The organism is Streptomyces sp. NPDC048636 (assembly GCF_040650655.1).
GTDB lineage: Bacteria > Actinomycetota > Actinomycetes > Streptomycetales > Streptomycetaceae > Streptomyces.
In genome coordinates, this window is record NZ_JBEZHR010000010.1 from 120648 (window position 1) to 143310 (window position 22663).

Sequence of the window (22663 nt, forward strand, 5' to 3'; positions counted from 1 at the left end):
GTGCCAAAGCCCGAGTCTAAGGGGCGTACGAGCTCTGCTGTTCCGCGGGAAGCCCGTGGGCGGCCTCAGAGCAGATAGGCCGGGGTGCCCACGGGCAGGGTAAATCGGAACTCGGCCCCGCCGCCGCGGGCCCGGCCGACGGTGATGGTGCCGCCGTGAGCCTCCACGATGCCCTTGACGATGTACAGGCCCAGGCCGGTGCCGCCGCGCTTGCTGCCCCGCCAGAAGCGGGTGAAGACGCGGCTCATCGACTCCTCGGGGATACCGGGGCCCTCGTCGCTCACGGTGACGGCGGTCCTTTCCACAGCGGGGCCTTCCACGGCCGGGCCGTCCCCGGCCTGACCGTCCGCGGCGGGTCCGACCGCTGCGGGTGCCACCTCGATGGTGACGGTTCCCTCACCGTGGCGCACCGCGTTTTCCAGCAGGTTGCCCAGCACCTGGTCGATCTTGTCGGGATCCGCCCACAGATCCGGCAGCGGCCCCCTGACCTTGATCAGGAAGCGCTCGGCGCAGTGTCCGGCGGTGGTGAGCGCCTGGACATGGCGGCGGACCGCGGCGGCGACGTCCACCGGCTGGCGGCGCACCTCCAGCCGCCCGGAGTCGATCCGGGAGATGTCCAGCAGCTCGGCGATCAGCCGGGTGACCCGGTTGGCGTCGGCGTCGACGGTCTCCAGCATCAGCCGCTTCTGGTCGTCGGTGAACCGCTCCCACTTCGCGAGCAGGGTGGCCGTGAACCCCTTGACCGAGGTCAGCGGCGAGCGCAGCTCATGGGCGACGGTCGCGATCAGCTCGGCGTGGCTGCGCTCGGTGCGGCGGCGCGCCTCGGTGCCGCGCAGCGAGACCACCAGCCGGCGCACCGGTCCGGTGGGGTACTCGCGGACGTACCGCGCGGAGACCAGCACCTCCCGGCCGCCGGGCAGCAGGAGATTGCGCTCCGGCTGGCCGACCCGGGTGGCCAGCCCGCCGTACGGATCGGTCAGCGCCCACCAGCGGCGGCCGTCCAGGTCCTCTAACGGCAGGGCACGTTCGAACGGGGCGCCGATGGCGTCCTTGGGGTGGGTGGCGGTGATCCGTGCCGCCGCGGCGTTGAAGCAGGTGACATGGCCGGTGCCATCGGCCACCACCAGGCCGTCGGGCAGATCGTCGGGGTGCAGGCCGAGCGCGGCCATCATCTCGTCGGGCTCCGGCGGCCCTTCCCCGGCGGCGGGCAGCTCCGCTCCGGGCGCGCGGGCGTCGGCCGCCCTGGCGCCGGAGGTCCTGACGTCCATCCCCACACCCCCTCCTGGGCCCCCAGAGGGGGCAACCCTACTAGGTCGATGTGACGGAGCGGCACCCCGCGGGAGCGCGCTGCGCACGAGCCGACGCGTAGAGGCATACGGCGGCGGCCGTGGCGAGGTTGAGGCTCTCCGCCTTCCCGTGGATCGGAACGCGCACCACCTCGTCCGCGAGTGCGCGGGTCTCCTCCGGCAGCCCCCATGCCTCATTGCCGAAGATCCACGCGGTGGGGGCGCCGAGCAGACCGTCGTCGAGCTCGGAGTCCAGGTCCCGCTCCCCCGCCCCGTCGGCGGCCAGCACCCGCGCCCCGGCCTCCTTCAGCGCGCTCACCGCGCGTTCCACGGGCACGCCGACGGCGACCGGGAGATGGAAGAGGGAGCCGACGGAGGCACGGACGGCCTTGGGGTTGTACAGATCCACCGAGGCGTCGGTGAGCACCACCGCGTCCGCCCCGGCCGCGTCCGCGCAGCGCAGCACGGTCCCCGCGTTACCGGGGTCGCGGACGTTGGCGAGGACGGCGACCAGCCGCGGCCGGGCGCGCAGGACCTCCGTCAGCGGCGAGTCCAGAAAGCGGCAGAGCCCGACGATGCCCTGCGGGGTGACGGTGTCCGACATCTCCGTGACGACCTCGTCGGAGGCGGTGAGCACCGGGACGCCCGCGGCCCGGGCGGCGGCGACGATCTCCGGGTGGCGGTCGGCGGCCTCGGGGGTCGTATAGACCTCGACGAGGTGGTCGACGGCCTCCCGTACGGCCTGCGGCCCCTCGACGAGGAACCGCCGCTCCTTGCCGCGGAAGCTGCGCTTGGCGAGCCGTCGCGCCGCCGTGACGCGCGGCGATTTCAGGGAAGTCAGCTCAGGGGCCGCCATGGACTCTCGTTTCCTGGTGGTGGGCCGTCGTCGGTACCGGACCGGCTCCGGCACGCACAGACCCGCAGGTGAAAGATCACCTGCGGGTCCGTATCGCCGGTATCGCGCGGGGCGTCACGCCGCCTTCGGGGCGTTGACGTCGCTCGGCAGCGCCTTCTGGGCCGCCTCGACCAGCGCGGCGAACGCGTTGGCGTCGTTGACCGCGAGGTCGGCGAGGATCTTGCGGTCCACCTCGATGTTGGCGGCCTTCAGACCCTGGATGAAGCGGTTGTACGTCATGCCGTTGGCGCGGGCAGCGGCGTTGATGCGCTGGATCCACAGCTGCCGGAAGTCGCCCTTGCGCTTCTTGCGGTCGTTGTAGTTGTAGACCAGAGAGTGGGTGACCTGCTCCTTGGCCTTGCGGTACAGGCGGGACCGCTGGCCGCGGTAGCCGCTGGCCTGCTCGAGGATCGCCCGGCGCTTCTTGTGGGCGTTGACTGCCCGCTTGACGCGTGCCACTTGTTTAACTCCTTGTACGGGGCCGCGGGTGACTCATACGGCCCGGAAACGAATAGGTCCCGGTCGGCTCGGCGCACACCCCGCCTCGGCGGGGCGGGGCGTCACTTGCCGAGGAGCTTCTTGATCTTCTTGGCGTCGGCCGGGGCCATCTCGGTCTTGCCGGCCAGGCGGCGCGTCAACGTGGACGGCTTGTGCTCGAGAAGGTGGCGGCGACCGGCGCGCTGGCGCATGACCTTGCCGGAACCGGTGAGCTTGAAGCGCTTGCGGGCACCGCTGTGCGTCTTGTTCTTCGGCATGTCGCCGTTCACTCCTCGTCGGGGGCGCTTCCGGTACCGGGCGGGCACGGCGGTGACCGTGATCCGGCGTACGGAAGCGTCTGGTATTTCGGTTGGTCTCCGGAGCCGTGGGGTGGCCCCGGGTGGGCGATGGAGGCTCGCGCCTCGCGATCACGCCTCGGCGGGCTCCTCGGCGGGCTCCTCCACGGAGCTGCCGCCCTGGCGCTCCGCCTTGCGGGCGGCCTGCGCCTCGCGGGCTTCGGCCATCGCCTCGGTCTTCTTCTTGTGCGGACCGAGGACCATGATCATGTTTCGGCCGTCCTGCTTCGGGTTGGACTCCACGAAGCCGAGGTCCTGGACGTCCTCAGCGAGCCGCTGCAACAGCCGGTAGCCGAGCTCGGGCCGGGACTGCTCACGGCCACGGAACATGATCGTGATCTTGACCTTGTCACCCTGCTTGAGGAACCGGACGACGTGACCCTTTTTGGTGTCGTAGTCGTGCGGGTCGATCTTCGGCCGGAGCTTCATCTCCTTGATGACCGTGTGCGCCTGGTTCTTGCGCGCCTCACGGGCCTTCATGGCCGACTCGTATTTGAACTTTCCGTAGTCCATGAGCTTGCAGACCGGCGGACGGGCGGTCGCCGCCACCTCGACCAGGTCGAGGTCGTACTCCTGCGCAAGCTCCAGGGCCTTGGCAAGCGGCACAATGCCGACCTGCTCGCCGCTGGGACCGACGAGTCGCACCTCGGGGACGCGAATCCGGTCGTTGATGCGGGGCTCGGCGCTGATGGATCCTCCTCGGTTGCACCACGCGACCGCCTGGCGGACTGCCGCGTAACGTCTGTTTCGGTTGAGACCACCGCGCCGTGACACACAAAACGCCCCGGACGGTACACAGGCGGGGCTCCTCATTGACCGGGAGCACCGCCGCGATGTGATACCGCGGGGCGCAGCCTGACCGATGACCTGCCGACCGGGGGCCGGGAGGTGGGAGCTCGGAGGAGCCTCCACTTGTGGGCCGGGCACGCGAGTGACCGGCCGGTCGTTCACCCACTTTACCAGGACCGCGGAGTGTTGCTCACCGCGCGCCCGCCGGGTTCTTCGGCACCCGCCCGTACGAGGGGCTCCGGGCGGCCCCCTAGGCTGGGCATTCCCCTCCTCCAGGAAGTGAGCCCCGACCACCATGAGCGACGCCAACGCCGGGCAGCCGGCACCCGACTTCGACCGTCTGACCCGTGACATCGCGGAGGTCCCCGCGGTCGAGGTGATCACCACGGTCGCGGTGCACCTGATGAGCGCCGCCGCGGTCAACCTGGGGCTGTCCGAGGAGGGGCCGCAGCACAAGGACCTGGACGAGGCACGGAAGCTGATCAACGCGCTGGCGGGGCTGGTGACGGCGAGTGCCACGGAGATCAGCTCCTTCCACGCCGCCCCGCTGCGGGACGGCCTCAAGTCGCTCCAGCTCGCGTTCCGCGAGGCGTCGGTGGTGCCGGACGAGCCGGGTCAGGGGCCGGGCGAGAAGTTCACCGGGCCGGTCTTCAGCTGAGGCCCCGGCGCCGGGCGGCCCTGGATGCCGCAGGCCGCTCAGGCCGCCTCGGGGCCCTTGGCCTCGGGGCCGCCCGCCTCGGGCCGGTGGCCGCCGCGCATCCGCCCCCACGGCCCGGCCGCGGGCTTCTCGGTGGTCTGCTCCCGCTGGGCCTGGCCCACCGGGTGCTGATGGGTGAACCGGTGCACCACCGCGGCCAGCACGCCGCCGACCAGCGGCGCGACCAGGAACAGCCACAGCTGCGACAGCGCCGCGCCGCCCGCGAACAGCGCCGGGCCCAGACTGCGCGCCGGATTGACCGACGCCCAGGTCAGCGGGATGCCGATCAGGTTGACCGCGGTGTAGGCGAGGCCGATCGGAATCGGCTCGAAGCCGGACGGCTCCTCCTCCAGCCCCTCCCCCTGTTCGGCCTTCCGGTCCGCCCGCTGGGTCACCATGAGGAACACGAAGACCAGCAGGAAGGTCAGCAGCACCTCGGCGAGGAAGGCCCCGCCCGCCCCCAGACCCACCGGTGACCGTCCGCCATAGCCGTTGGTGCCGAACGCGCCGTCGGTCTGGAGCCGTGGCACCTGCTTGGCCAGCAGGAAGAGCACCGCGGCGCCGATGATCGCGCCGACCAGCTGCGCGACCCAGTACTCGACGGCCTTACGGATGTCGATGCGTTTGGCCAGCAGTGCCCCGAGGGTGATCGCCGGGTTGATGTGGCAGCCCGAGATGCGCCCGAACGCGTAGGCGATCGCGATCAGCGTGAAGCCGAAGGCGAGCGAGATGCCGAGGGCGTTGATGTAGTCGCCGGCCAGGACCAGGGAACCGACTCCGAAGAGGACCAGCATCGCGGTCCCTATGCACTCCGCTACGACCGTTCTCGTCTCCATGGCGCTCTCCTCTTGCCGATCGGACCGCCAGTTGCCTTATGCATTGTGTGGTGATTTAGGAGATTTCGCCCGTTGGTTCGATTGCGGCCCGGGTCAGAGGGGTCGGCGCGGCTGATTCCGCACCCGTCGCGGGGGCCGGCTCAGCGGTCCGGCCAGAGGTCCGGTCAGAGTCCGGTTCAGGGGTCCGGCTCAGGCGGCCCGGCTCAGCGGCGGAAGAGCGGTTCCCCGGGCACCGTGGCGTCCGGCGGCAGCAGCGCCAGCGTCAGCCCGCGCACCAGCCGGGCGCGCAGCACCTCGTCCGAGGCCAGGGCACCCGCCACCCGCTGCGCCGTCTCCCGCGCCGGGGCCCGTGGGGCCAGGGCGAGCGCGAGCATGCCGTCGGCGTCCCGGGCCGGTCCCAGATGGGCCCGGACCACATCCGGCTCGGCGGCCAGCACACCGCGCACCGCCTCGGTGACGGCGGGGTCGCCGAGCGGATCGGCGCTGGTCCGGCCCTCGGCGAGGGCCAGCAGGGCCGGGCCGGTCAGCTGGTAGGGCACCGGGCCCGCGAGGTCCAGCACCAGGGTGTCCGCCTTCTCGTGGGCGGCGGCCTCGAGCGCCTGGCGCAGCGGTACGGCCACCGGGCGGGCGTCCGGGCGCCAGCGGGCCAGCGTCCCGGTCGAGGTGAAGGCGGGCAGGGCGCGGCGCCCGCCGGGGGCCTGGAGCGTCGGCACCGCCATATCGCTGCTCTTCTCGCGGCGCAGCCCCCCGGGCCCCTCCTCCACCTCGCCGAGCACGGCGACCACCGGGACCAGCAGCCGCGCCTCGGTGAGCGCGGCCAGCACCTCGGGTTCGGTGGAGCGGTCATCGGCCCAAGCGGCGAGCGCCGCGGTCAGGCGGGGATCGGCGGAGCCGTCGTCGCCGGAGAAGCCGGGGTCGGGAATGTTCTTGAACGCCACGTGCCGAGGGTATCGGGGGCGAGGCAACCGCACGGTCGGCGGGGAGCGGTCTTTACTGATCAGATGTTGATCATTTCCTCATCATGGACGAAAGCAGGCCATCTGGCGTCCCCGGACGGAAGCACCGACACTCGACAGACCCGGCGGCCCACCCCGGTCACCCGGGTCACCCGGGTCGCCTCGGTCACGGCCCTCGCCGCGCTGACGCTGCCGCTGCTCGGCTGTGGCACGGCAGATGTGCGGGACCAGGGATCCTCCCGTCCGGCGGGCGGTCCGGAGCGACCGGCGGCCGGTCCGGAACGACCGGGTCCGAGCCCGGAGAGGTCGGGACCGGGCCCGGAACGACCGGGTCCTAGCCCTGAACGGTCGGGGCCGGGCCCGGAGCGACCGAATCCCAGCCCGGAACGGTCGGCGGCGAGCGGAGGCCAAGGAGGCGGGGTGAGGCGCGATGACGGGAGACGGCCGGCGCCGCCGCCCCCGGCCCGGACGCTGACCGGGGCCCTCACCGCGGCCCTCACCCCGGTGGCGGACGACACCGGGGCGTACTTCTCCGTGGGCCTGCGGGACATCCGGTCGGGGGCGATCGGCACATACGGCGGCGGCTGGTTCGACACCGCGAGCATCGTCAAGGTCGGGATCCTCGCGGCCCTGCTGCTGACGGCCCAGGACGCGCGCAGAGAGCTGACCGGCCAGGAGCAGGCGCATGCCGCCGCGATGATCGAGCACAGTGACAACGGCGCGGCGAGCGCGCTCTGGCGGACGATCGGCGGCGCCGACGGCCTCGACGCGGCACACCGGCGGCTGGGGCTGACCGAGACCTACGGCGGCCCGGCCGGGCGGTGGGGGCTGACCCGGACCACCGCGGCCGATCAGCTGCGTCTGCTGCGCGCCGTCTTCGAGGGCGGTTCGGCGCTGAGCGAGGAGTCCCGGAGCTACATCAGGACGCTGATGGGGCGCACCGCCGACGAGCAGAGCTGGGGCGTCTCGGCCGCCGCCGACGGCACCGGCCTCGGATTCCGGCTGAAGAACGGCTGGTTGCCGCGCAGCGCCACCGGACTGTGGGACGTCAACAGCATCGGCCATGTCACCGCGGGTGGCCGCGAGTACCTGGTGGTGGTGCTCTCCGACGGCAGTCCCCGGATGGAGACCGGGGTCGCGCTGGTGGAGGAGGCGGCGCGGCGGGCCGTCGCGGCGACCACCGCCGCCCTCAACGGGGACGGCGGCTGGTGAACGACAGCGGCGGCCGCAGCGGGCCCGCACCGCGCCACAGCACGACCGCGACCCCCACCAGGGCCAGTCCGGCCAGCCCGGCGAACAGCGCCGCCCGGCCGGCGCCGCCCTCCTTCCGGTGACCGGTGGCGCGGCCGGGGCCGGGGCCGAAGTAGCGGTGCGCGGCGGCCGCCGCGGCGGGCCGCTGGGCGCGCGGGGTGAGCTCGGCGCCCGCCGCGATGGCCGCGGCAGGGTCCACCACGCCCGCGCCGAGTTCATCGCTGCGGCCGCCCTCGGGGCCGTCCTGTGCGGTGCTGACCAGCAGTTGACGGATCTGACGGGGGCTCAGTTCGGGGTGGGCGGAGCGGACGAGGGCGACGGAACCGGAGACGAAGGCGGCGGCCGCGCTGGTGCCCCAGCCCTCGTAGTAGCGCCGGTCGGGGTCGGCGATGACCACATCGACACCGGGCGCGCAGACGGTGGCGTACCAGCGGCGGGTGGAGAACGCGGCGCGGCTGCCGTAGCGGTCCACGGCGGTCACGGCGATCACACCGGGATAGGCGGCCGGATAGGAGACACGGTCGCCCTTCTCCCCGCCATTGCCCGCGGAGGCGACCACCACCACGCCCTTGCGCAGGGCGTATTGGACGGCGGCGTCCTCGGCGCGCTCGGGGTGGGCGGATTCGCTGTCGTCGCCGAGCGACAGGTTGATCACGTCGGCGCCGTGGTCGGCCGCCCAGCGGATACCGTCGGCGAGCGCGCTGCCGCGCGAGGAACGGGCCTTCTTCCGGTCCGGGTCGGTGTCCTCGAGGATCACGCGCACCGGCAGGATCTTCGTCCGGGGAGCGACGCCGAGCACACCGTCGCCGCCGGCCGAGCCATGGCCGCGTCCGGCGATGATTCCGGCCATGGCGGTGCCGTGGCGGGCCCAGGCCCGATCGCCGGGTCCGGCGCCGAAGCCTATGAGGTCCTTGCCCGGCTTCACCTGCCCCTTGAGGTCGGGGTGGTCGAAGTCGACGCCGGTGTCGAGGACCGCGACGGTCGTTCCGGCTCCCTTGGTGGTCTGCCACGCCTGCCGGACATGGAGGGTGTCGAGTGCCCACTCCTGGGCCTGTATGCCGTCGGCCCGTGCGGGGGCGACGGGCAGCAGGGCCAGTCCGGCGGCGGCGAGGGCGACGGCCAGCCGCCGTCCCGTCCCGGTCATGCGGAGCCCTCCTGGACGGCGGCCAGTCCACGGCGGAAGGCGGTCACGATCTCGTCGGACAGAGCGCGGGCGTCATGGCCGAGACCCGACTGCGCGGGGGCCGTGGTCGCACCGCGGTCGATGGCCTCCTCGGCCGGGCTGGGGTCGGTGACCTTCCGGCCGTCGGCGAAGCCGCTGACGCTGTAGACGACGGCGGGGACGTCGGTGAGGATCCGGATATGCCAGCTGGCGCGCTGGTCGTCGCCGAACCGGGCGGCGGCGGTGCCCTTCGCGGCGTACGGGCGGGGCAGCAGATCGGTGCGTTCGTCGAGCTTCTCGGTGGCGAAGCGCTTGTGCAGCGCTCGCATCCCGGGGGCGTCGGAGGTGGCGATCAGCAGGCCGACGGTGGTGACGTTGGTGCTGGTGGCGTCGGTGTAGGTGGCACGCAGCAACCGTTTGCAGCCCACCGGGGCCAGTGCCCTGCCGAGCAGCGGGTCGAATCCGCCGCCGCAGCTGCTGTCGGGGGCGACGGCGATCCGGGTCCAGCTGCGGTCGGCGCCGCCGGGGCCCTCGCCCGCACCGTGCAGGGTGCGCGGAAAGAGGGTGTCGACGGGGACGGTGTGCCAGGCGGTACGTGCGTGGGCGTAGGTGTCGGCGGTGGACGGCGGCGCCTCGGCGCCGCCGTCGAGCCAGCTTCCGGCGGCCGCCCCACCGAGCAGTCCGAGGCCGAGGATGAGACATGCGGCGGCGGCCGCGGCACGGCCGGGGGAGCGACGGCGGCCGGTGGCGGCGCCGTACGCTCCGCCGGGTATTCCGCCGGGCGTCGCGGGGTGCGGCGGACCGACGGGGCGCGGGGGCGTCCGGGGGCCGGTCGGCCGCTCTGCGGAGGGCGGACGGTCGCCGCGGGGTCCGGAGCCGCGTGGCAGGGGGACTTTGGCGGGCACCCCGAGCACGGGGGTGTCCGGGTCCGGGGCGAGGTCCGGGGTGCGGCCGGGGGGTGCGGTGGGGCGCGGAGGAGCGGAGGGTTGTGCGGGCACGGTGTGCGCACGCCGTGGCGGGGTGGGTGGATGCGCGGGATGTGGCGGGGGCGTACCGCGGGACGAATGCGCCGCTTCGGCGTCGGTGCTCATCCGCACCCCCTCGCGCGCTTCAGGACCTGCTTCACCTGACTCCGTCCGGTTCGCCGCGCCGCCCCACCGCCATTCGGACAGGCGGGCCCGTATACGGACATCACGCCCCTGACCTGCCGGTCGTGGCGTGCGCGACACTCTACGGTGCACCACGGGGGCCGCGCACCGCTGCCCTCTACCCAGTGGTAATAGCGGTCTGGCAAGCTGCGTCCATGCCGTCTGCCGCCGCTGACCGGGCCCGGTACGACCGGGCCACCGCCCATCTCGAAGCGCCCCTGGCCATCGTCGATCTGAGGGCGTTCGACAGCAACGCCGGGGATCTGGTGCGCCGGGCGGGAGGCAAGCCGATCCGGGTGGCGAGCAAGTCGGTACGGTGCCGGGCGCTGCTGGAACGGGTGCTGGCGCGGGACGGGTTCGCGGGGATCATGAGCTTCACGCTCGCGGAGTCGCTGTGGCTGGCGCGCGAGGGCTTCGACGATGTCCTGCTCGCCTACCCCTCCACCGACCGCAACGGGTTCGCCACGCTCACCAGCGATCCCAAGCTCGCGGCGGCGGTGACGGTCATGGTCGACAGCCTCGGCCAGCTCGATCTGATCGAGAGCGTTCGCGCGGGGACCGAAGAGGTCCGGGTCTGCCTGGAGTTGGACACCTCGCTCCGGCTGCTGGGCGGCCGGGTGCGGGTGGGCGCCCGGCGCTCACCGCTGCGCGGCCCCGTCCAACTGGCCGAACTGGCACGGGCGGTGCAGCGCCGCCCCGGTTTCCGGGTGGTCGGGCTGATGGCGTACGAGGGGCATGTGGCAGGTGTGGGCGACGCGGTGCCCGGGCGTCCCCTGCGCTCCCGGATGATCCGGCTGATGCAGACCACCGCCCGCCGGGAGCTGGCCGAGCGCCGCGCGGCGGCGGTCCGGGCGGTGCGCGCGGTGGCGGACCTGGAGTTCGTCAACGGCGGCGGTACGGGCAGTGTGCAGCACACCGCGGCCGAGGACGCGGTGACGGAGATAGCCGCCGGGTCCGGGCTCTACCAGCCACGCCTCTTCGACCACTACACCTCCTTCGCCGGCCGTCCGGCCGCGCTCTTCGCCCAGCCGGTGGTGCGCCGCCCCGGCGTGGGGGTGGTGACGGTGCTGGGCGGCGGATATCCGGCGTCGGGCGCGGCCGGGGCGGACCGGCTGCCGGTGCCGTATCTGCCCGAGGGGCTGGTGTACGACCCGATGGAGGGGCCCGGCGAGGTGCAGACCCCGCTGCTGGGCACGGCCGCCGACGATCTGCTGATCGGCGACAAGGTGTGGTTCCGGCACGCCAAGGCCGGTGAGCTGTGCGAGCGCTTCGCGGCGCTCCATCTCCTCGACGCGGAGAGCGGGGACCGGGTGGTGGCCTCCGTACCGACGTACCGGGGCGAGGGGCATACGTTCCTCTAGGACCTGCCCGGTGGGGCTAGGACCTGCCCGGTGGGGCGGCCGGGGCTCAGATGGTACGGCCGTCGCCCGCCAGCGCCTTGATGCCCTTGAGGATCTTGTCCATGTCGCCGAGCGACGGCGCCTTGTCGCTCACGTCGAAACCGAAGCGCACCACGACCATGGTGTCGGGGACGGTGGGCGAGGGGAACACGACCGACTGGACATAGCCGTCGTCGCCCTTCTTGGTGACCACCTTCCAGCGGACGAGATAGCCCTTGCCGCCCGCGACGTCGACCGACTCGGCCTTGAGCTGCTTATGGGAGGTGATCCCGCCGTACGCCCTGCGGCTGCTCTCCTCGTCCTTGCCGTAGGAGTCCTCCGCGTTCTGTGCGATGTCCTCCTTGGCTATGCCCTTGGCGGTGTCCGCCTTGTAGCCGCTGGCGGTCCGGGAGAAGGCGCCGCCGCGCACACACTCGGTGGACGGGTCGCCCGGACAGGGGTAGCGGGAGGTGGTGACCCCGGCCCCGCCGGAGCTGCTGCGGCCCGCCTGCCACCCGGAGAGCACCGGCAGACTGATGCCGTTGGCCGGGTCGGGCGCGTTGTCCGGGTCGAAGCTGGGGGTATCGGTGGGGGCGTCGGTGGGCGGCTGTGACGGCTCGCCGTTGTCGTCCGGCGAGGTGGAGACGGTGGGGGTCGGCTTCGCCCGGTCCTTGTCGTCGCCCCCGCCGTCGCCCAGCAGCACGATGCCACCGATGATCGCGGCGACCACGACCCCTACGGCCACCACGAGCGCGGCGACCTTCGGACCGCGCCCGCGCCCGGCTCCCTGCCCGCCGCCCGGCTGCCCGGGGAGATGGCCGGGCAGCGTGGGCGCACCGTAGGACATACCCGGCGTCCCGGAGCCACCGCGGGTGTACTCGGTCCACGCCGAGCCGTTCCACCAGCGCTCCACGCCGGGACCGTTGCCTGCGTCACCGGGGTCGGTATACCAGCCGGGAGGTGTGTTCGTGGTCACGCCGTCACCTTATGGCCACGAGTCGGGGGCCGTACACCGGGCCCGTACGCCTCCGTCAGTTCAGGGCCTTGATGCCCTGCGTGATCGTGTCCATGTGGGAGAGCGGCGGCGCGGCGGCGTTCTTGTCGATGGCGAAGCTGACGAGGACCATCGTCTTGGGCGTCCCCTCGCCGGCGGAGCCCGCCGTGCCCTTGGGATTCGGAAAGACGAGGGACTGGACGTATCCGTCGTCGCCCACCGCGTTGTCCACCTGCCACAGGACGCGATAGCCCTGTTGGCCCGCCACGGTGACCGCCTCGGACTTGAGCTCCTTGTGCGAGACGATGCCGCCGTAGTTTTCCTTGCTGTAGGCGTCCACCGCGTTCGTCGGGATGTCCTCCTTGGCCATCCCCTCCGCCGTCTTGGCCTTGAAGTCCTCGGGGAAGGCGATCAGCGTGCGAATGCCCCCGCGCGCACAGCTCTTCTCGGGCTTCTTCGCGCAAGGGGTCGGAGCGCCGGAGAGCCCCACCCCGTCCTTGACGCCGTTGTACTCCGTCCAGCCGGTGAGAAGGGGCACGCTGATGTGGTTGATCCGGTCCTCGACGGCGGACGGGTCGTTGGCTCCGCCCCCGGACGGGCCGGACGGCGGGATGTTGACGCTGCCCCCGCCCTTCCCGCCGGGCACCTTGGCCGCGGAGCCCCCCTTGGCCCGGGAGCCCTTGTCGTCATCGTCCTGGAACAGCATCACGCCGCCGACCACCGCCGCGACGAGCACGACTCCGGCGACGACGAGCGCCCCGGTCTTCGAACTGCCGCCCGGCGCACCACCTGGCTGAACGCCGCCCGGTGCTCCCGGGTATCCGGGTACGGGCGCGCCGGGAGCAGCCTGGGCCCCGGGATACCCCGGGACCGGTGGCTGGCCCGGCGGGCCGGGCGGAGCCGGCGGGCCCTGCACGGACGGCATCGCGTGCATCGTGGGCGCGTAGTGCACGGCCTGCGCTTCCGGCCCGCCCTGCGCCCCGCGTCGGTTCTCGGTCCAGGCGGACCCGTCCCAATAGCGTTCGGGCGCGGGGCCGGAGCCGTGATGTTCGGGATCGGAGTACCAGCCGGGTGGTGTCGTCATGCTCACGCGAGCCACTCTATGGCCAAAACTTTACCCCGAGTGCCTCGAACACATTTCCGTCACACGGGCCGGACATCCGTCACACGGGCGTGACGTACGCGCCGGCGATACCTCCGTCCACCAGGAATTCGGCCGCGTTGACGAACGAGGAGTCGTCGCTGGCGAGAAAGGCCACGGCGGCGGCCATCTCCTCCGGTTCGGCGAACCGGCCCACCGGGACGTGCACCAGACGGCGCGCGGCCCGCTCCGGGTCCTTGGCGAACAGCTCCTTCAGCAGCGGGGTGTTGACCGGCCCCGGGCACAGCGCGTTGACCCGGATGCCCTCGCGGGCGAACTGCACGCCCAGCTCGCGCGACATGGCCAGTACGCCGCCCTTGGAGGCGGTGTAGCTGATCTGCGAGGTCGCGGCGCCCATCACGGCCACGAAGGAGGCCGTGTTGATGATGGAGCCCCTGCCCTGCCGCTGCATATACGGCAGCGCGGCCTTGCAGCACAGGTAGACGGAGGTGAGGTTGACCTCCTGCACCCGCTTCCAGGCGTCCAGCCCGGTGGTGAGGATCGAGTCGTCGTCGGGGGGCGAGATGCCCGCGTTGTTGAAGGCGACGTCGACCGAACCGTAGGTGTCGTACGCGGTCTTGAACAGCGCCTCCACCTCCTCCTGATCGGTCACGTCCACCCGGACGTAGAGCCCGCCGACCTCGTCGGCCGCGGCCTTGCCCGCGGCCTCGTCGATATCGGCACAGACGACATGGGCGCCCTCGGAGGCGAGGCGGCGCGCGGTGGCCAGGCCGATGCCGCTGCCCGCTCCGGTGATGACGGCGGTACGGCCGACCAGTCGGCGGCACACGGGGGTCTCGGTCACGTCACTGCTCCTCGGTGCTGATGAAGACGTTCTTGGTCTCGGTGAAGGCGGTCAGGGCGTCGGGGCCCAGCTCCCGGCCGAGGCCGGACTGCTTGTAGCCACCGAAGGGGGTCGCGTAGCGCACGCTGGCGTGCGAGTTGACGGAGAGGTTCCCGGCGGCGACGGCGCGCGAGACCCGCACCGCGCGGCCGACGTCACGGGTCCAGATCGAGCCGGACAGGCCGTAGTCGGTGGCGTTGGCCAGCCGTACGGCGTCGGCCTCGTCCTCGAAGGGGAGCACCACGGCCACCGGGCCGAAGATCTCCTCGACCGCGGTGCGGTCGTCGGGGCCGGTGGCCGCCAGCACGGTGGCCGGGTACCAGAAGCCCTTGCCCCGGGGGGCCTCACCGCGGATCGCGGCGGGCGCGTCCTCGGGGACGTAGGAGCGCACCCGCTCCCGCTGGGCCGCCGAGATCAGCGGGCCCATGGCGGTGGCGGGGTCGGCCGGGTCGCCGACCGCGAACGAGGTCACGGCGGGCTCCAGCAGTTCCATGAACCGGTCGTAGACGCTCCGCTGGACCAGGACGCGGCTGCGCGCGCAGCAGTCCTGTCCGGTGTTGTCGAGGAACGACCCCGGGGCCGAACGGGCGGCCAGTTCGACATCGGCGTCGGCGAAGACGATGTTGGGGCTCTTGCCGCCGAGTTCGAGCGTCACCCGCTTCACCCCCGCCGCGCACCTGGCCATGATCTCCTTGCCGACCGCGGTCGACCCGGTGAAGACGACCTTGGCCACGCCGGGGTGCTCGACCAGCGCGGTGCCCGCCACCGGTCCGGCGCCGGGCAGCACCTGGAACAGGCCCTCGGGAAGCCCGGCCTCCAGGGCGAGTTCGGCCAGCCGCAGCGCGGTGAGCGGAGTGGTCTCGGCGGGTTTGAGCAGAACGGCGTTGCCCGCGGCGAGCGCGGGCGCGGTGCCCCAGGCGGCGATCGGCATGGGGAAGTTCCACGGCGCGATCACCGCCACCACACCGAGCGGCTCATGGAAGGTGATGTTCAGGCCACCGGCGACCGGGATCTGGCCGCCGGTCAGCCGCTCGACTCCGCCGGCCGCGTAGTCCAGCAGGTCCCGGACGTTGCCCGCCTCCCAGCGGGCGTTGCCGATCGGATGGCCCGCCTCGCGGACCTCCAGCGCGGCCAGTTCCTCGATGTGGTCGTCCACGGCGGCGGCGAAGCGGCGCAGCAGCCGGGCCCGGTCGGCGGGGGCCAGGGCGGCCCAGCCGCGCTGGGCCGCGGTGGCCCGGGCGACGGCGGCGTCCACATCGGCGGCGGAGGCCGCCGGGACGGTGGCGATGACCTCCTCGGTCGCCGGGTTGAGTACCTGGTGCTCGTGCGGGTGCTGGTTGGTCACCTGATGGTTCCTCACATGCGCTCGAAGGACCGGAACCGCTCCCAGTCCGTGACGGCGGTGTCGTAGGCGTCCAGTTCGACGCGGGCCATGTTGAGGTAGTGCTCGACCACCTCGTCGCCGAAGGCGGCCCGGGCGATGGGGCTGTTCCGCCACAGCTCGGCGGCGTCGCGCAGAGTGGTCGGGACATGCTCGGCGTCGCCGTTGTAGGCGTTGCCGGTACACACCTCGGGCAGCTCCAGCTCGTTCTCGATGCCGTAGAGCCCGGCCGCCACCATGCCGGCGACGGCGAGGTACGGATTGACATCGCCGCCGGGGAGGCGGTTCTCCAGCCGGTGGCCGTGTCCGTGGCCGATGACCCGCAGCGCGCAGGTGCGGTTGTCCGGGCCCCATGCGACGGCGGTCGGCGCGAAGGAACCGGGCCGGAACCGCTTGTAGGAGTTGATGTTGGGGGCGTAGAGCAGGGTGAAGTCCCGCATGGCCGCCATCTGTCCGGCCAGGAAGTGGCGCATCGTCTTCGACATGCCGTACTCACCCTCGTCGTCGGCGAGCACCGGCACCCCGGACTCGTCGCGCAGCGAGAGGTGGATATGGCAGGAATTGCCTTCGCGCTCGTCGTACTTGGCCATGAAGGTGAGCGCCTTGCCCTCCTGCGCGGCGATCTCCTTGGCGCCCGTCTTGTAGATGACGTGCTGATCACAGGTGGTCAGCGCGTCGTCGTAGCGGAAGGCGATCTCGTGCTGGCCGAGGTTGCACTCGCCCTTGGCCGACTCGACGATCATCCCGGCCGCGCCCATCTCGTTGCGGATGCGGCGCAGCAGGGGTTCGACCCGGCCGGTGCCGAGGACGGAGTAGTCGACGTTGTACTGGTTGGCGGGGGTCAGGCCGCGGTAGCCGGAGTTCCAGGCGTGTTCGTAGGTGTCGTTGAAGACCATGAACTCCAGCTCGGTGCCGGCGTAGGCGGTCCAGCCGCGCTCGGCGAGCCGGTCCAGCTGGCGCCGCAGTATCTGGCGCGGGGAGGCCACCACGGGTGAGCCGTCGTGCCAGCCGAGGTCGGCGATGAGCAGCGCGGTGCCGGGGTTCCAGGGGGTGCGGCGCAAGGTGGCGTTGTCGCCGTGCATGGCGAAGTCGCCGTAGCCGCGCTCCCAGGAAGACATCGCGAAGCCGTCGACCGTGTTCATATCGGTGTCGACGGCGAGAAGGTAGTTACAGCCCTCGGTGCCGTGCTCGAGGGCGTCGTCGAGGAAGAAGCGGGCGGCGAACCGCTTGCCCTGCAACCTTCCCTGCATATCGGTGAAGGCCAGGACGACGGTGTCGATCTCCCCGGCGTTCACGAGTCGGGTCAGCTCATCGACCGAGAGCGGGGGCGTGCGGTCTGCCACGGTGGTCCTCCTGCGAAGATTGCAGCGCCGGAAGGCCATAAGGTAATACCGCAGACCATTGATTGGGAAGTAGGTGCGGACGGTTCGATGAGCGACAGCCAGAGCGGGGGCGGCGGCGGTGCGTCGGGCGACCGGATCGGTGACCGGCTGGCGCCGGTGCTGCGGCCGGTGCGCGCCGGGAACGGCTTCGAGGAAGCGCTCGAGCAGATACTCCAGGTGCTCCGGCTGGGGCTGGTCCCGGACGGCGGGCGGCTCCCGGCCGAGCGGGAGCTGGCGGACCGGCTGCGGATCAGCCGGGTGACGCTGCGCGAGGTGCTCAAGGTGCTCCAGGACCAGGGGCTGGTGGAGAGCCGCCGCGGGCGGTACGGCGGCACCTTCGTCCGCGCCCGCCCCGAGCCCGCCGCGGGCGGCGAGGACGAGCTGCGGCGCCGGGTCGAGGCGGTGGACGTGGAGGACACCCTGCGGTTCCGGGAGGTCCTGGAGGTGGGGGCGGCCGGGCTGTGCGCCGCGCATGGACTGGACGACGCGCAGGTCAAGCGGTTGCGGGCGGCCCTGGACGCCACCCGGGACGCCCCGCTCGCCGACTACCGGCGGCTGGACACGATGCTGCACCTCACGCTGGCGGAGCTGGCGGGCTCCCCGACACTGGCCGCCCAGTACGCGGCCGTGCGGGCGTCGGTAAATGATCTGCTGGACTGCATTCCGCTTCTGGTGCGCAATCTGGAACACTCGCAGGCACAGCACACCGCGCTGGTCGAGGCGGTGCTCGACGGGGACGCGGAGGGCGCGCGCGAGGTGATGCGCGAGCACTGCGAGGGCACGGCGGCGCTGCTGCGCGGCTTCCTCGTCTAGCGCGAGGCGGTAGGTGTTCTCGGTGCGCCGGGGCCCGCCGGGACGCACCGGGGACTCTCCCGGGGGCCTCCCCCAGGGGTCGCGGTTGACGAACCTTTTCCGCAGAGGGCTTGCGCATCTCCCGATGGGAGACAAAGGTATGGCCCCACACCTTTGCCACCCCCTCGTGTGGAGCAGGAGCACCCCATGGCCGACGGAACAGACTCCGCCCGTACCTCCCTCAGCGCCGCACCGCCAGGCGGCCCGGCATCCCCCGAGGACAGCTATCTGGAGCGCCGCACCCTGCGGCGCGGCAGCGCGGGCCCCCTGCTGCTGACCGGCCTCGGGGTCGCCTACGTCGTCTCCGGCGACTTCTCCGGCTGGAACTTCGGACTGGCCGAGGGCGGCTTCGGCGGTCTGGCCATCGCCGCGGTGCTGATGGGGCTGATGTACACCTGCATGGTGTTCGCCCTGGCCGAGCTGGCGGCGATCCTGCCCACCGCGGGCGGCGGCTACGGCTTCGCCCGGCGGGCGCTCGGTCCCTGGGGCGGCTTCCTCACCGGTACGGCGATCCTCATCGAGTACGTGCTGGCCCCGGCCGCGATCTCCATCTTCATCGGTGACTACGTCGAGTCGCTGGGCCTGTTCGGGCTGGAGTCCAGCTGGCCGGTCTATCTGGCGTGCTTCGTCATCTTCATCGGCATCCACCTGTGGGGGGTGGGCGAGGCGCTGCGCTTCAGCCTGATCGTGACCGCGATAGCCGTCACCGCGCTGCTGATCTTCGCCGTGGCCGCCTTCACCGACTTCGACTCCGCCTCGCTCAATGACATCAAGGTCGACCACTCGGCCTTCGGCGCCAGCTCCTGGCTGCCGTTCGGTCTGCTCGGCATCTGGTCGGCGTTCCCCTTCGGCATGTGGTTCTTCCTGGGGGTGGAAGGGGTGCCGCTGGCCGCCGAGGAGACCCGCGACCCGGCCCGTACCCTGCCCAAGGCCATGGCCTGGTCCATGGGCATCCTGCTGCTGCTCGCCCTGATCACCTTCCTCGCCGCCACCGGCGCCCGCGGCGCCGACGCGGTGCAGGGGGCGGGCAACCCGCTGGTCGAGGCGCTCCAGCCGGACGGCAAGGCCACGGTCCTCTCCCGCATCGTCAACTACGCCGGGCTCGCCGGTCTCGTGGCCTCGTTCTTCTCCCTGATCTTCGCCGGATCCCGGCAGCTGTTCGCCCTCTCCCGCGCCGGATACCTGCCCCGCTTCCTCTCCCTGACCAGCCGCCGCAAGGCCCCCTACCTGGGGCTGCTGGTCCCGGGCGCCATCGGGTTCGCGCTGGCCGCCTGGTCCGGTGACGGGGCCCGGATGCTCAATGTGGCGGTCTTCGGCGCCACCATCTCGTATGCGCTGATGTCGCTCTCGCATATCGTGCTGCGCCGCCGCGAACCCCATCTCGAGCGGCCCTACCGCACCCCCGGCGGTACGGTGACGTCGTCGATCGCCTTCGTCCTGGCCTGCTCGGCGCTGGTGGCCACCTTCCTGGTGGACAAGGACGCGGCGTTCATCGCCCTCGGGGTGTACGCGGTGGCGCTCGCCTACTTCGCCTTCTACAGCCGCCACCGGCTGGTGGCCGCGGCGCCCGAGGAGGAGTTCGCCGCGCTGGCGGAGGCCGAGGCCGAACTGTCCCGCGACTGACCGCACCCGGCGCACAGACGCGACCGGGACCCGGGAAACGTCAAGAACCGAGGAGCCGAGGAAAGAGGATGTCCCCGTTGTCCAAGCCCCTGATCGGGATCAGCACCTATCTGGAGTCCTCGGCTCGCTGGGGCGTCTGGGACCTCCCGGCCGCGCTGCTGCCCGTCGGCTACCCCCGGCTGGTGCAGCAGGCGGGCGGGCTGGCCGCGATGCTGCCGCCCGACGAGGACCCGGAGGCGGCCGCCCGAGTCGTCTCCCGCCTCGACGGCCTGGTGATCTCCGGCGGCCCTGATGTGGAACCGCTCCACTACGGCGCGGAACCCCATGAGCGCACCGGTCCGCCCGCCCGCGAGCGCGACGCCTGGGAACTGGCGCTCATCGAGGCCGCGCTCTCCGGTGGCACCCCGCTGCTGGGCATCTGCCGGGGCCACCAGCTGCTGAACGTGGCGCTCGGCGGCACGCTGATCCAGCACCTGGACGGCCACGCCGGAGCCCCCGGGGTCTTCGAACGCCACCTGGTCCAGCCGGTGCCGGGGACCCTGCTCGGCGAGGTCCTGCCGGAGCCGCTGTCGGTGCCGACCTTCCACCACCAGGCGGTGGACGAGCTGGGCAAGGGACTGGTGGCCTCGGCCTACGCGGCGGACGACGGACTGATCGAGGCAGTCGAACTGCCCGAGGCCGACCGGTTCGTACTCGGGGTGCAGTGGCATCCGGAGGCGGGCGACGATCTGAGGGTCATGCAGGCGCTGGTCGCGGCATCCCGCTGAGCCCGGTCGCCGCCCGCCGACGGTCCGCGGAGGCCACCGTCAAAGGGGGCCGCGCGGCTAGGAGTTGATCGCGTAGGGGTCGCCGTAGACCTTCCACTTCAGCGGCGGGTTCAGAGCGAAGTTCTTCTCGTCGAGGAACTTCCGCTGCTCGGTGTCGACCCGGCTGGTGTCGCTGTGGGCCTCCTCCGTCTGCATGGCCTTCTTGCGGGCGTCGAGGAAGGCGTGGAGATAGGTGGCCTCGTCGCCGCCCTGCGCCGGGGTCCTGGCGTTCCGCATCGCGGTCTTGCGGATGCCGCCGAAGCTGTCGGCGCCGTCGCCGGGGCCGTGCATCACGATCGCGTCGTAGTAGATGAACTGGCCGAGCGCACCGATGCCGTCGTCCTTGCCGCGCTGGACCGAGGGGTTGAAGTAGACGCGGTCGCGCTCATGCTCCTGGGCGTCCTGGAACGCCTTGTCGGAGGCGGCCCTCCGCCAGTCCTCGGTGAAGTCGGGGTCGAGGCCGTCGTGGGAGTCGCCGCCGTCGACCTCACGCAGCGCCGGGAGGTACGCGGCCAGGACATTGTCCGGCTTCCGCTCGGTGTAGTACTCGACGAGGTCGAGCATGTCGCCGGTACCGGAGCAGAAGCCGATGATGCCGCCCGTGTAGCCGCGGCCGTCGTCGATGTCCTCGATGTAGCCGAACTGGGCGCGCCAGTCCAGGGAGGAGTTCTCGGCGCTGGAGACCAGTTTCATGGCGATCTCCTTCTTGGCCGGATCGTCCAGCCCGACCGACGCCGTCGCGGCGGCCTTGTGCGCCGAGTGGTGCCCGCGGGCGCCGGGCGAGGACGGCTTGCCGGACGCCTGTCCGGATCCGACGCCGGTGAGCACGAGGGCTATCGGTACCGCTAGGGCCACGGCCGCGGCGGTGAGGCCGATGGGCTTGGACATGAGGACTCCGTTTCGTTCCCTGTCGACGGTGGGGGCGTACGCGCGGAGAGGGTTCGGGCCCGCCCGGAGTGCCGGGCGGGCCGAGGTGACCTCATCCGTTAGGAACCTTTCCTAACCATTGAAGCGAGCACGCCATGTCCACCACAAGGGGTGTGCGCGGGATGAGACATACGAAAGGCCCGTCGCGGCCGCATCGCCGCAACGGGCCTTTCCGCTCGGGGAGTTATGCGAGAAGTGAGGCGAGGAGTGATGCGCTACGGCTGCGGTACGGGCAGCGCGGGCCCGGCGCCCTCGCCGGCCCCCGCGGCGGAGGGCTGCGCGGCGGCCGGGGTGGAGGTGGGGGCGGCCTCCGGCGGTACCCCGGCCGCGGGCCGGGCCGCGATCGCCCGCCACCAGGGGTCCCGCGGCAGTCCATGCTCCGGTTCGAACGGCAGGCCCGGCGGCGGTACGGCCACCGAGGCCCCGGCGGCCCGCGCCGCCGTGACCGTGCCCTCGGCGGGCTCCTCCCACGGATGCGGGGCCAGATTGAAGGTGCCCCAGTGGATCGGCAGCATGATCCCCCGCGTGGGCTCACCGCCCTGGAGGTCGAGATGGGCCCGCATGCCCTCCTCGGGGGTCATATGGATATCCGGCCAGAACTCGCTGTAGGCGCCGATCTGGATCATGGTCGCGTCGAACGGGCCGTATGCCGCGCCGATCTCCGCGAAACCGGAGAAGTACCCGGTGTCCCCGCTGTGGTAGACGCGGTGCTCCGGTCCGGCCACCACCCAGGACGCCCACAGCGTGTGCTGGGTGTTCCGCAGCCCGCGGCCGCAGAAGTGGCGGGCGGGGGTGGCGGTGAGGGTCAGCCCGGCCAGCTCGGTGGAGTCGTGCCAGTCCAGCTCGGTGATCCGGTCGGCCGGAACACCCCAGTGCTCCAGATGGGCGCCGACACCGAGCGGCACCACGAACATCGTGCCGGTGCGCACCAGCGCCCGGACGGTGGGCATATCGAGGTGGTCGTAGTGGTCATGGGAGATCACCACCGCGTCCACCGGGCCCAGCTCCCGCAGCGGCACCGGCACCGGATGCAGTCGCTTGGGCCCCATCCGGGCGAAGGGTGAACAGCGGCTGCCCCACACCGGGTCGAACAGCACCCGGCGGCCGTCGATCTCCGCGAGCACGCTGGAGTGGCCCATCCAGGTCAGCCGCAGTCCGGAGCCGGGCGGCGCGGCCAGATCGGCGAGGGTGGTCGGATGCACCGGCACCGGCCCGGCCGGGGCCCGGCGGATCCGCTCCTCCTTGCGGAAGTACGTGGGCAGGAACTTCAGCATGGAACCGGACGGCGCGGTGCGGGCGCCCTCCGGGTTGACGAACACGCCGTCGGCGAAGTTCGGCGACCGGCGGATGCGCTCCAGCCGCTCCCCGGCCGGATCCGCCCCGAAGGCGGCGGGGCGCAGGGCGGCGGCGAGCCGGGAACGGTGCGGACGGGAGCCGGTCACGAGACCTCCAGGATGAGGGGGTGGCGGATCACCCCACGG

Annotated in this window: 22 protein-coding genes; 6 read left to right on the forward strand and 16 right to left on the reverse strand. The window is 72.3% G+C overall.

The features are described 5' to 3' along the window. Window positions 1-65 precede the first annotated feature (65 nt). From AB0C66_RS25525 to infC, 5 genes are all read right to left on the reverse strand, one after another. Complete coding sequence (locus AB0C66_RS25525; RefSeq protein WP_362442978.1) at window positions 66-1268, reverse strand: ATP-binding protein; 1203 nt, start codon at window positions 1266-1268, stop codon at window positions 66-68. Between the two features lie 40 nt (window positions 1269-1308). Then, on the reverse strand, window positions 1309-2142 hold the full coding sequence (locus AB0C66_RS25530; RefSeq protein WP_362442981.1) for an RNA methyltransferase: 834 nt from the start codon (window positions 2140-2142) through the stop codon (window positions 1309-1311). A 114-nt stretch (window positions 2143-2256) separates the two neighbouring features. Next, a complete protein-coding gene (gene rplT, locus AB0C66_RS25535) occupies window positions 2257-2640 on the reverse strand; it encodes a 50S ribosomal protein L20 (RefSeq protein WP_009713826.1) in 384 nt (127 codons plus the stop codon). 101 nt (window positions 2641-2741) lie between these two features. Further along, window positions 2742-2936, reverse strand: coding sequence for a 50S ribosomal protein L35 (rpmI, locus tag AB0C66_RS25540; RefSeq protein WP_019708837.1), 195 nt, complete (start codon window positions 2934-2936; stop codon window positions 2742-2744). A gap of 150 nt (window positions 2937-3086) precedes the next feature. Further along, entirely contained in the window at window positions 3087-3827 is a 741-nt protein-coding gene (infC, locus tag AB0C66_RS25545) for a translation initiation factor IF-3 (RefSeq protein WP_362442985.1), read from the reverse strand. A gap of 271 nt (window positions 3828-4098) precedes the next feature. Here infC and AB0C66_RS25550 point away from each other — a divergent pair, with 271 nt between their 5' ends. Continuing rightward, a complete protein-coding gene (locus AB0C66_RS25550) occupies window positions 4099-4461 on the forward strand; it encodes a DUF1844 domain-containing protein (protein ID WP_362442988.1) in 363 nt (120 codons plus the stop codon). 38 nt (window positions 4462-4499) lie between these two features. On the opposite strand, the gene AB0C66_RS25555 is transcribed toward AB0C66_RS25550, so the two are convergent. Further along, window positions 4500-5336: an MIP family channel protein gene (locus tag AB0C66_RS25555; protein ID WP_362442991.1), complete on the reverse strand. Its 837-nt coding sequence runs from the start codon at window positions 5334-5336 to the stop codon at window positions 4500-4502. A gap of 203 nt (window positions 5337-5539) precedes the next feature. Continuing rightward, window positions 5540-6274, reverse strand: a complete 735-nt coding sequence (locus AB0C66_RS25560) for an SseB family protein (protein ID WP_362442994.1) — start codon at window positions 6272-6274, stop codon at window positions 5540-5542. A gap of 489 nt (window positions 6275-6763) precedes the next feature. Here AB0C66_RS25560 and AB0C66_RS25565 point away from each other — a divergent pair, with 489 nt between their 5' ends. Continuing rightward, a complete protein-coding gene (locus AB0C66_RS25565; RefSeq protein ID WP_362443313.1) occupies window positions 6764-7504 on the forward strand; it encodes a serine hydrolase in 741 nt (246 codons plus the stop codon). Here AB0C66_RS25565 and mycP read toward each other — a convergent pair. Both mycP and AB0C66_RS25575 read right to left on the reverse strand, forming a co-directional pair. Next, complete coding sequence (mycP, locus tag AB0C66_RS25570; protein WP_362442997.1) at window positions 7482-8687, reverse strand: type VII secretion-associated serine protease mycosin; 1206 nt, start codon at window positions 8685-8687, stop codon at window positions 7482-7484. The two genes, AB0C66_RS25565 and mycP, sit on opposite strands and share 23 nt — an antisense overlap. Next, on the reverse strand, window positions 8684-9796 hold the full coding sequence (locus tag AB0C66_RS25575) for a hypothetical protein (protein WP_362443000.1): 1113 nt from the start codon (window positions 9794-9796) through the stop codon (window positions 8684-8686). The genes mycP and AB0C66_RS25575 overlap by 4 nt, the downstream gene beginning before the upstream one ends. A 212-nt stretch (window positions 9797-10008) precedes the next feature. On the opposite strand from AB0C66_RS25575, the gene AB0C66_RS25580 reads away from it, so the two are divergent. After that, window positions 10009-11214, forward strand: coding sequence for an amino acid deaminase/aldolase (locus tag AB0C66_RS25580; RefSeq protein WP_362443003.1), 1206 nt, complete (start codon window positions 10009-10011; stop codon window positions 11212-11214). 46 nt (window positions 11215-11260) lie between these two features. On the opposite strand, the gene AB0C66_RS25585 is transcribed toward AB0C66_RS25580, so the two are convergent. From AB0C66_RS25585 to AB0C66_RS25605, 5 genes are all read right to left on the reverse strand, one after another. Further along, the gene (locus AB0C66_RS25585; protein WP_362443006.1) at window positions 11261-12208 is read right to left on the reverse strand and encodes a DUF2510 domain-containing protein; all 948 of its coding nucleotides are present in this window, start codon (window positions 12206-12208) and stop codon (window positions 11261-11263) included. 55 nt (window positions 12209-12263) lie between these two features. Continuing rightward, window positions 12264-13310, reverse strand: a complete 1047-nt coding sequence (locus AB0C66_RS25590; protein WP_362443316.1) for a DUF2510 domain-containing protein — start codon at window positions 13308-13310, stop codon at window positions 12264-12266. A 79-nt stretch (window positions 13311-13389) separates the two neighbouring features. Further along, window positions 13390-14172, reverse strand: coding sequence for a 3-oxoacyl-ACP reductase (locus tag AB0C66_RS25595; RefSeq protein ID WP_362443010.1), 783 nt, complete (start codon window positions 14170-14172; stop codon window positions 13390-13392). A 1-nt stretch (window position 14173) separates the two neighbouring features. Next, window positions 14174-15556, reverse strand: coding sequence for an aldehyde dehydrogenase family protein (locus AB0C66_RS25600; protein ID WP_362443012.1), 1383 nt, complete (start codon window positions 15554-15556; stop codon window positions 14174-14176). Between the two features lie 11 nt (window positions 15557-15567). Beyond that, complete coding sequence (locus AB0C66_RS25605; RefSeq protein ID WP_362443014.1) at window positions 15568-16935, reverse strand: glutamine synthetase family protein; 1368 nt, start codon at window positions 16933-16935, stop codon at window positions 15568-15570. 87 nt (window positions 16936-17022) lie between these two features. Here AB0C66_RS25605 and AB0C66_RS25610 point away from each other — a divergent pair, with 87 nt between their 5' ends. The 3 genes from AB0C66_RS25610 (at window position 17023) to AB0C66_RS25620 (ending at window position 20216) form a co-directional block, all read left to right on the forward strand. Continuing rightward, on the forward strand, window positions 17023-17787 hold the full coding sequence (locus AB0C66_RS25610) for an FCD domain-containing protein (protein WP_362443016.1): 765 nt from the start codon (window positions 17023-17025) through the stop codon (window positions 17785-17787). A gap of 186 nt (window positions 17788-17973) precedes the next feature. Beyond that, the gene (gene eat / locus AB0C66_RS25615; RefSeq protein WP_362443018.1) at window positions 17974-19449 is read left to right on the forward strand and encodes an ethanolamine permease; all 1476 of its coding nucleotides are present in this window, start codon (window positions 17974-17976) and stop codon (window positions 19447-19449) included. Between the two features lie 68 nt (window positions 19450-19517). Next, complete coding sequence (locus tag AB0C66_RS25620) at window positions 19518-20216, forward strand: gamma-glutamyl-gamma-aminobutyrate hydrolase family protein (protein ID WP_362443020.1); 699 nt, start codon at window positions 19518-19520, stop codon at window positions 20214-20216. Between the two features lie 57 nt (window positions 20217-20273). Here AB0C66_RS25620 and AB0C66_RS25625 read toward each other — a convergent pair whose 3' ends face one another. After that, entirely contained in the window at window positions 20274-21143 is an 870-nt protein-coding gene (locus AB0C66_RS25625; RefSeq protein WP_362443023.1) for a chitosanase, read from the reverse strand. Window positions 21144-21397: 254 nt separating this feature from the next. Further along, window positions 21398-22624: an MBL fold metallo-hydrolase gene (locus AB0C66_RS25630; protein WP_362443026.1), complete on the reverse strand. Its 1227-nt coding sequence runs from the start codon at window positions 22622-22624 to the stop codon at window positions 21398-21400. Between the last annotated feature and the right edge of the window lie 39 nt (window positions 22625-22663).

Bases quoted from the DNA above. Each gene is read 5' to 3' on its own strand.
- mycP (WP_362442997.1), bottom strand. From the start codon at position 8,687: ATGACCGGGACGGGACGGCGGCTGGCCGTCGCCCTCGCCGCCGCCGGA.
- rpmI (WP_019708837.1), bottom strand. From the start codon at position 2,936: ATGCCGAAGAACAAGACGCACAGCGGTGCCCGCAAGCGCTTCAAGCTC.
- infC (WP_362442985.1), bottom strand. From the start codon at position 3,827: ATGAGGAGCCCCGCCTGTGTACCGTCCGGGGCGTTTTGTGTGTCACGG.
- AB0C66_RS25610 (WP_362443016.1), top strand. From the start codon at position 17,023: ATGAGCGACAGCCAGAGCGGGGGCGGCGGCGGTGCGTCGGGCGACCGG.
- AB0C66_RS25525 (WP_362442978.1), bottom strand. From the start codon at position 1,268: ATGGACGTCAGGACCTCCGGCGCCAGGGCGGCCGACGCCCGCGCGCCC.
- AB0C66_RS25550 (WP_362442988.1), top strand. From the start codon at position 4,099: ATGAGCGACGCCAACGCCGGGCAGCCGGCACCCGACTTCGACCGTCTG.
- AB0C66_RS25620 (WP_362443020.1), top strand. From the start codon at position 19,518: ATGTCCCCGTTGTCCAAGCCCCTGATCGGGATCAGCACCTATCTGGAG.
- AB0C66_RS25530 (WP_362442981.1), bottom strand. From the start codon at position 2,142: ATGGCGGCCCCTGAGCTGACTTCCCTGAAATCGCCGCGCGTCACGGCG.
- AB0C66_RS25590 (WP_362443316.1), bottom strand. From the start codon at position 13,310: ATGACGACACCACCCGGCTGGTACTCCGATCCCGAACATCACGGCTCC.
- AB0C66_RS25575 (WP_362443000.1), bottom strand. From the start codon at position 9,796: ATGAGCACCGACGCCGAAGCGGCGCATTCGTCCCGCGGTACGCCCCCG.
- AB0C66_RS25580 (WP_362443003.1), top strand. From the start codon at position 10,009: ATGCCGTCTGCCGCCGCTGACCGGGCCCGGTACGACCGGGCCACCGCC.
- eat (WP_362443018.1), top strand. From the start codon at position 17,974: ATGGCCGACGGAACAGACTCCGCCCGTACCTCCCTCAGCGCCGCACCG.
- AB0C66_RS25555 (WP_362442991.1), bottom strand. From the start codon at position 5,336: ATGGAGACGAGAACGGTCGTAGCGGAGTGCATAGGGACCGCGATGCTG.
- AB0C66_RS25625 (WP_362443023.1), bottom strand. From the start codon at position 21,143: ATGTCCAAGCCCATCGGCCTCACCGCCGCGGCCGTGGCCCTAGCGGTA.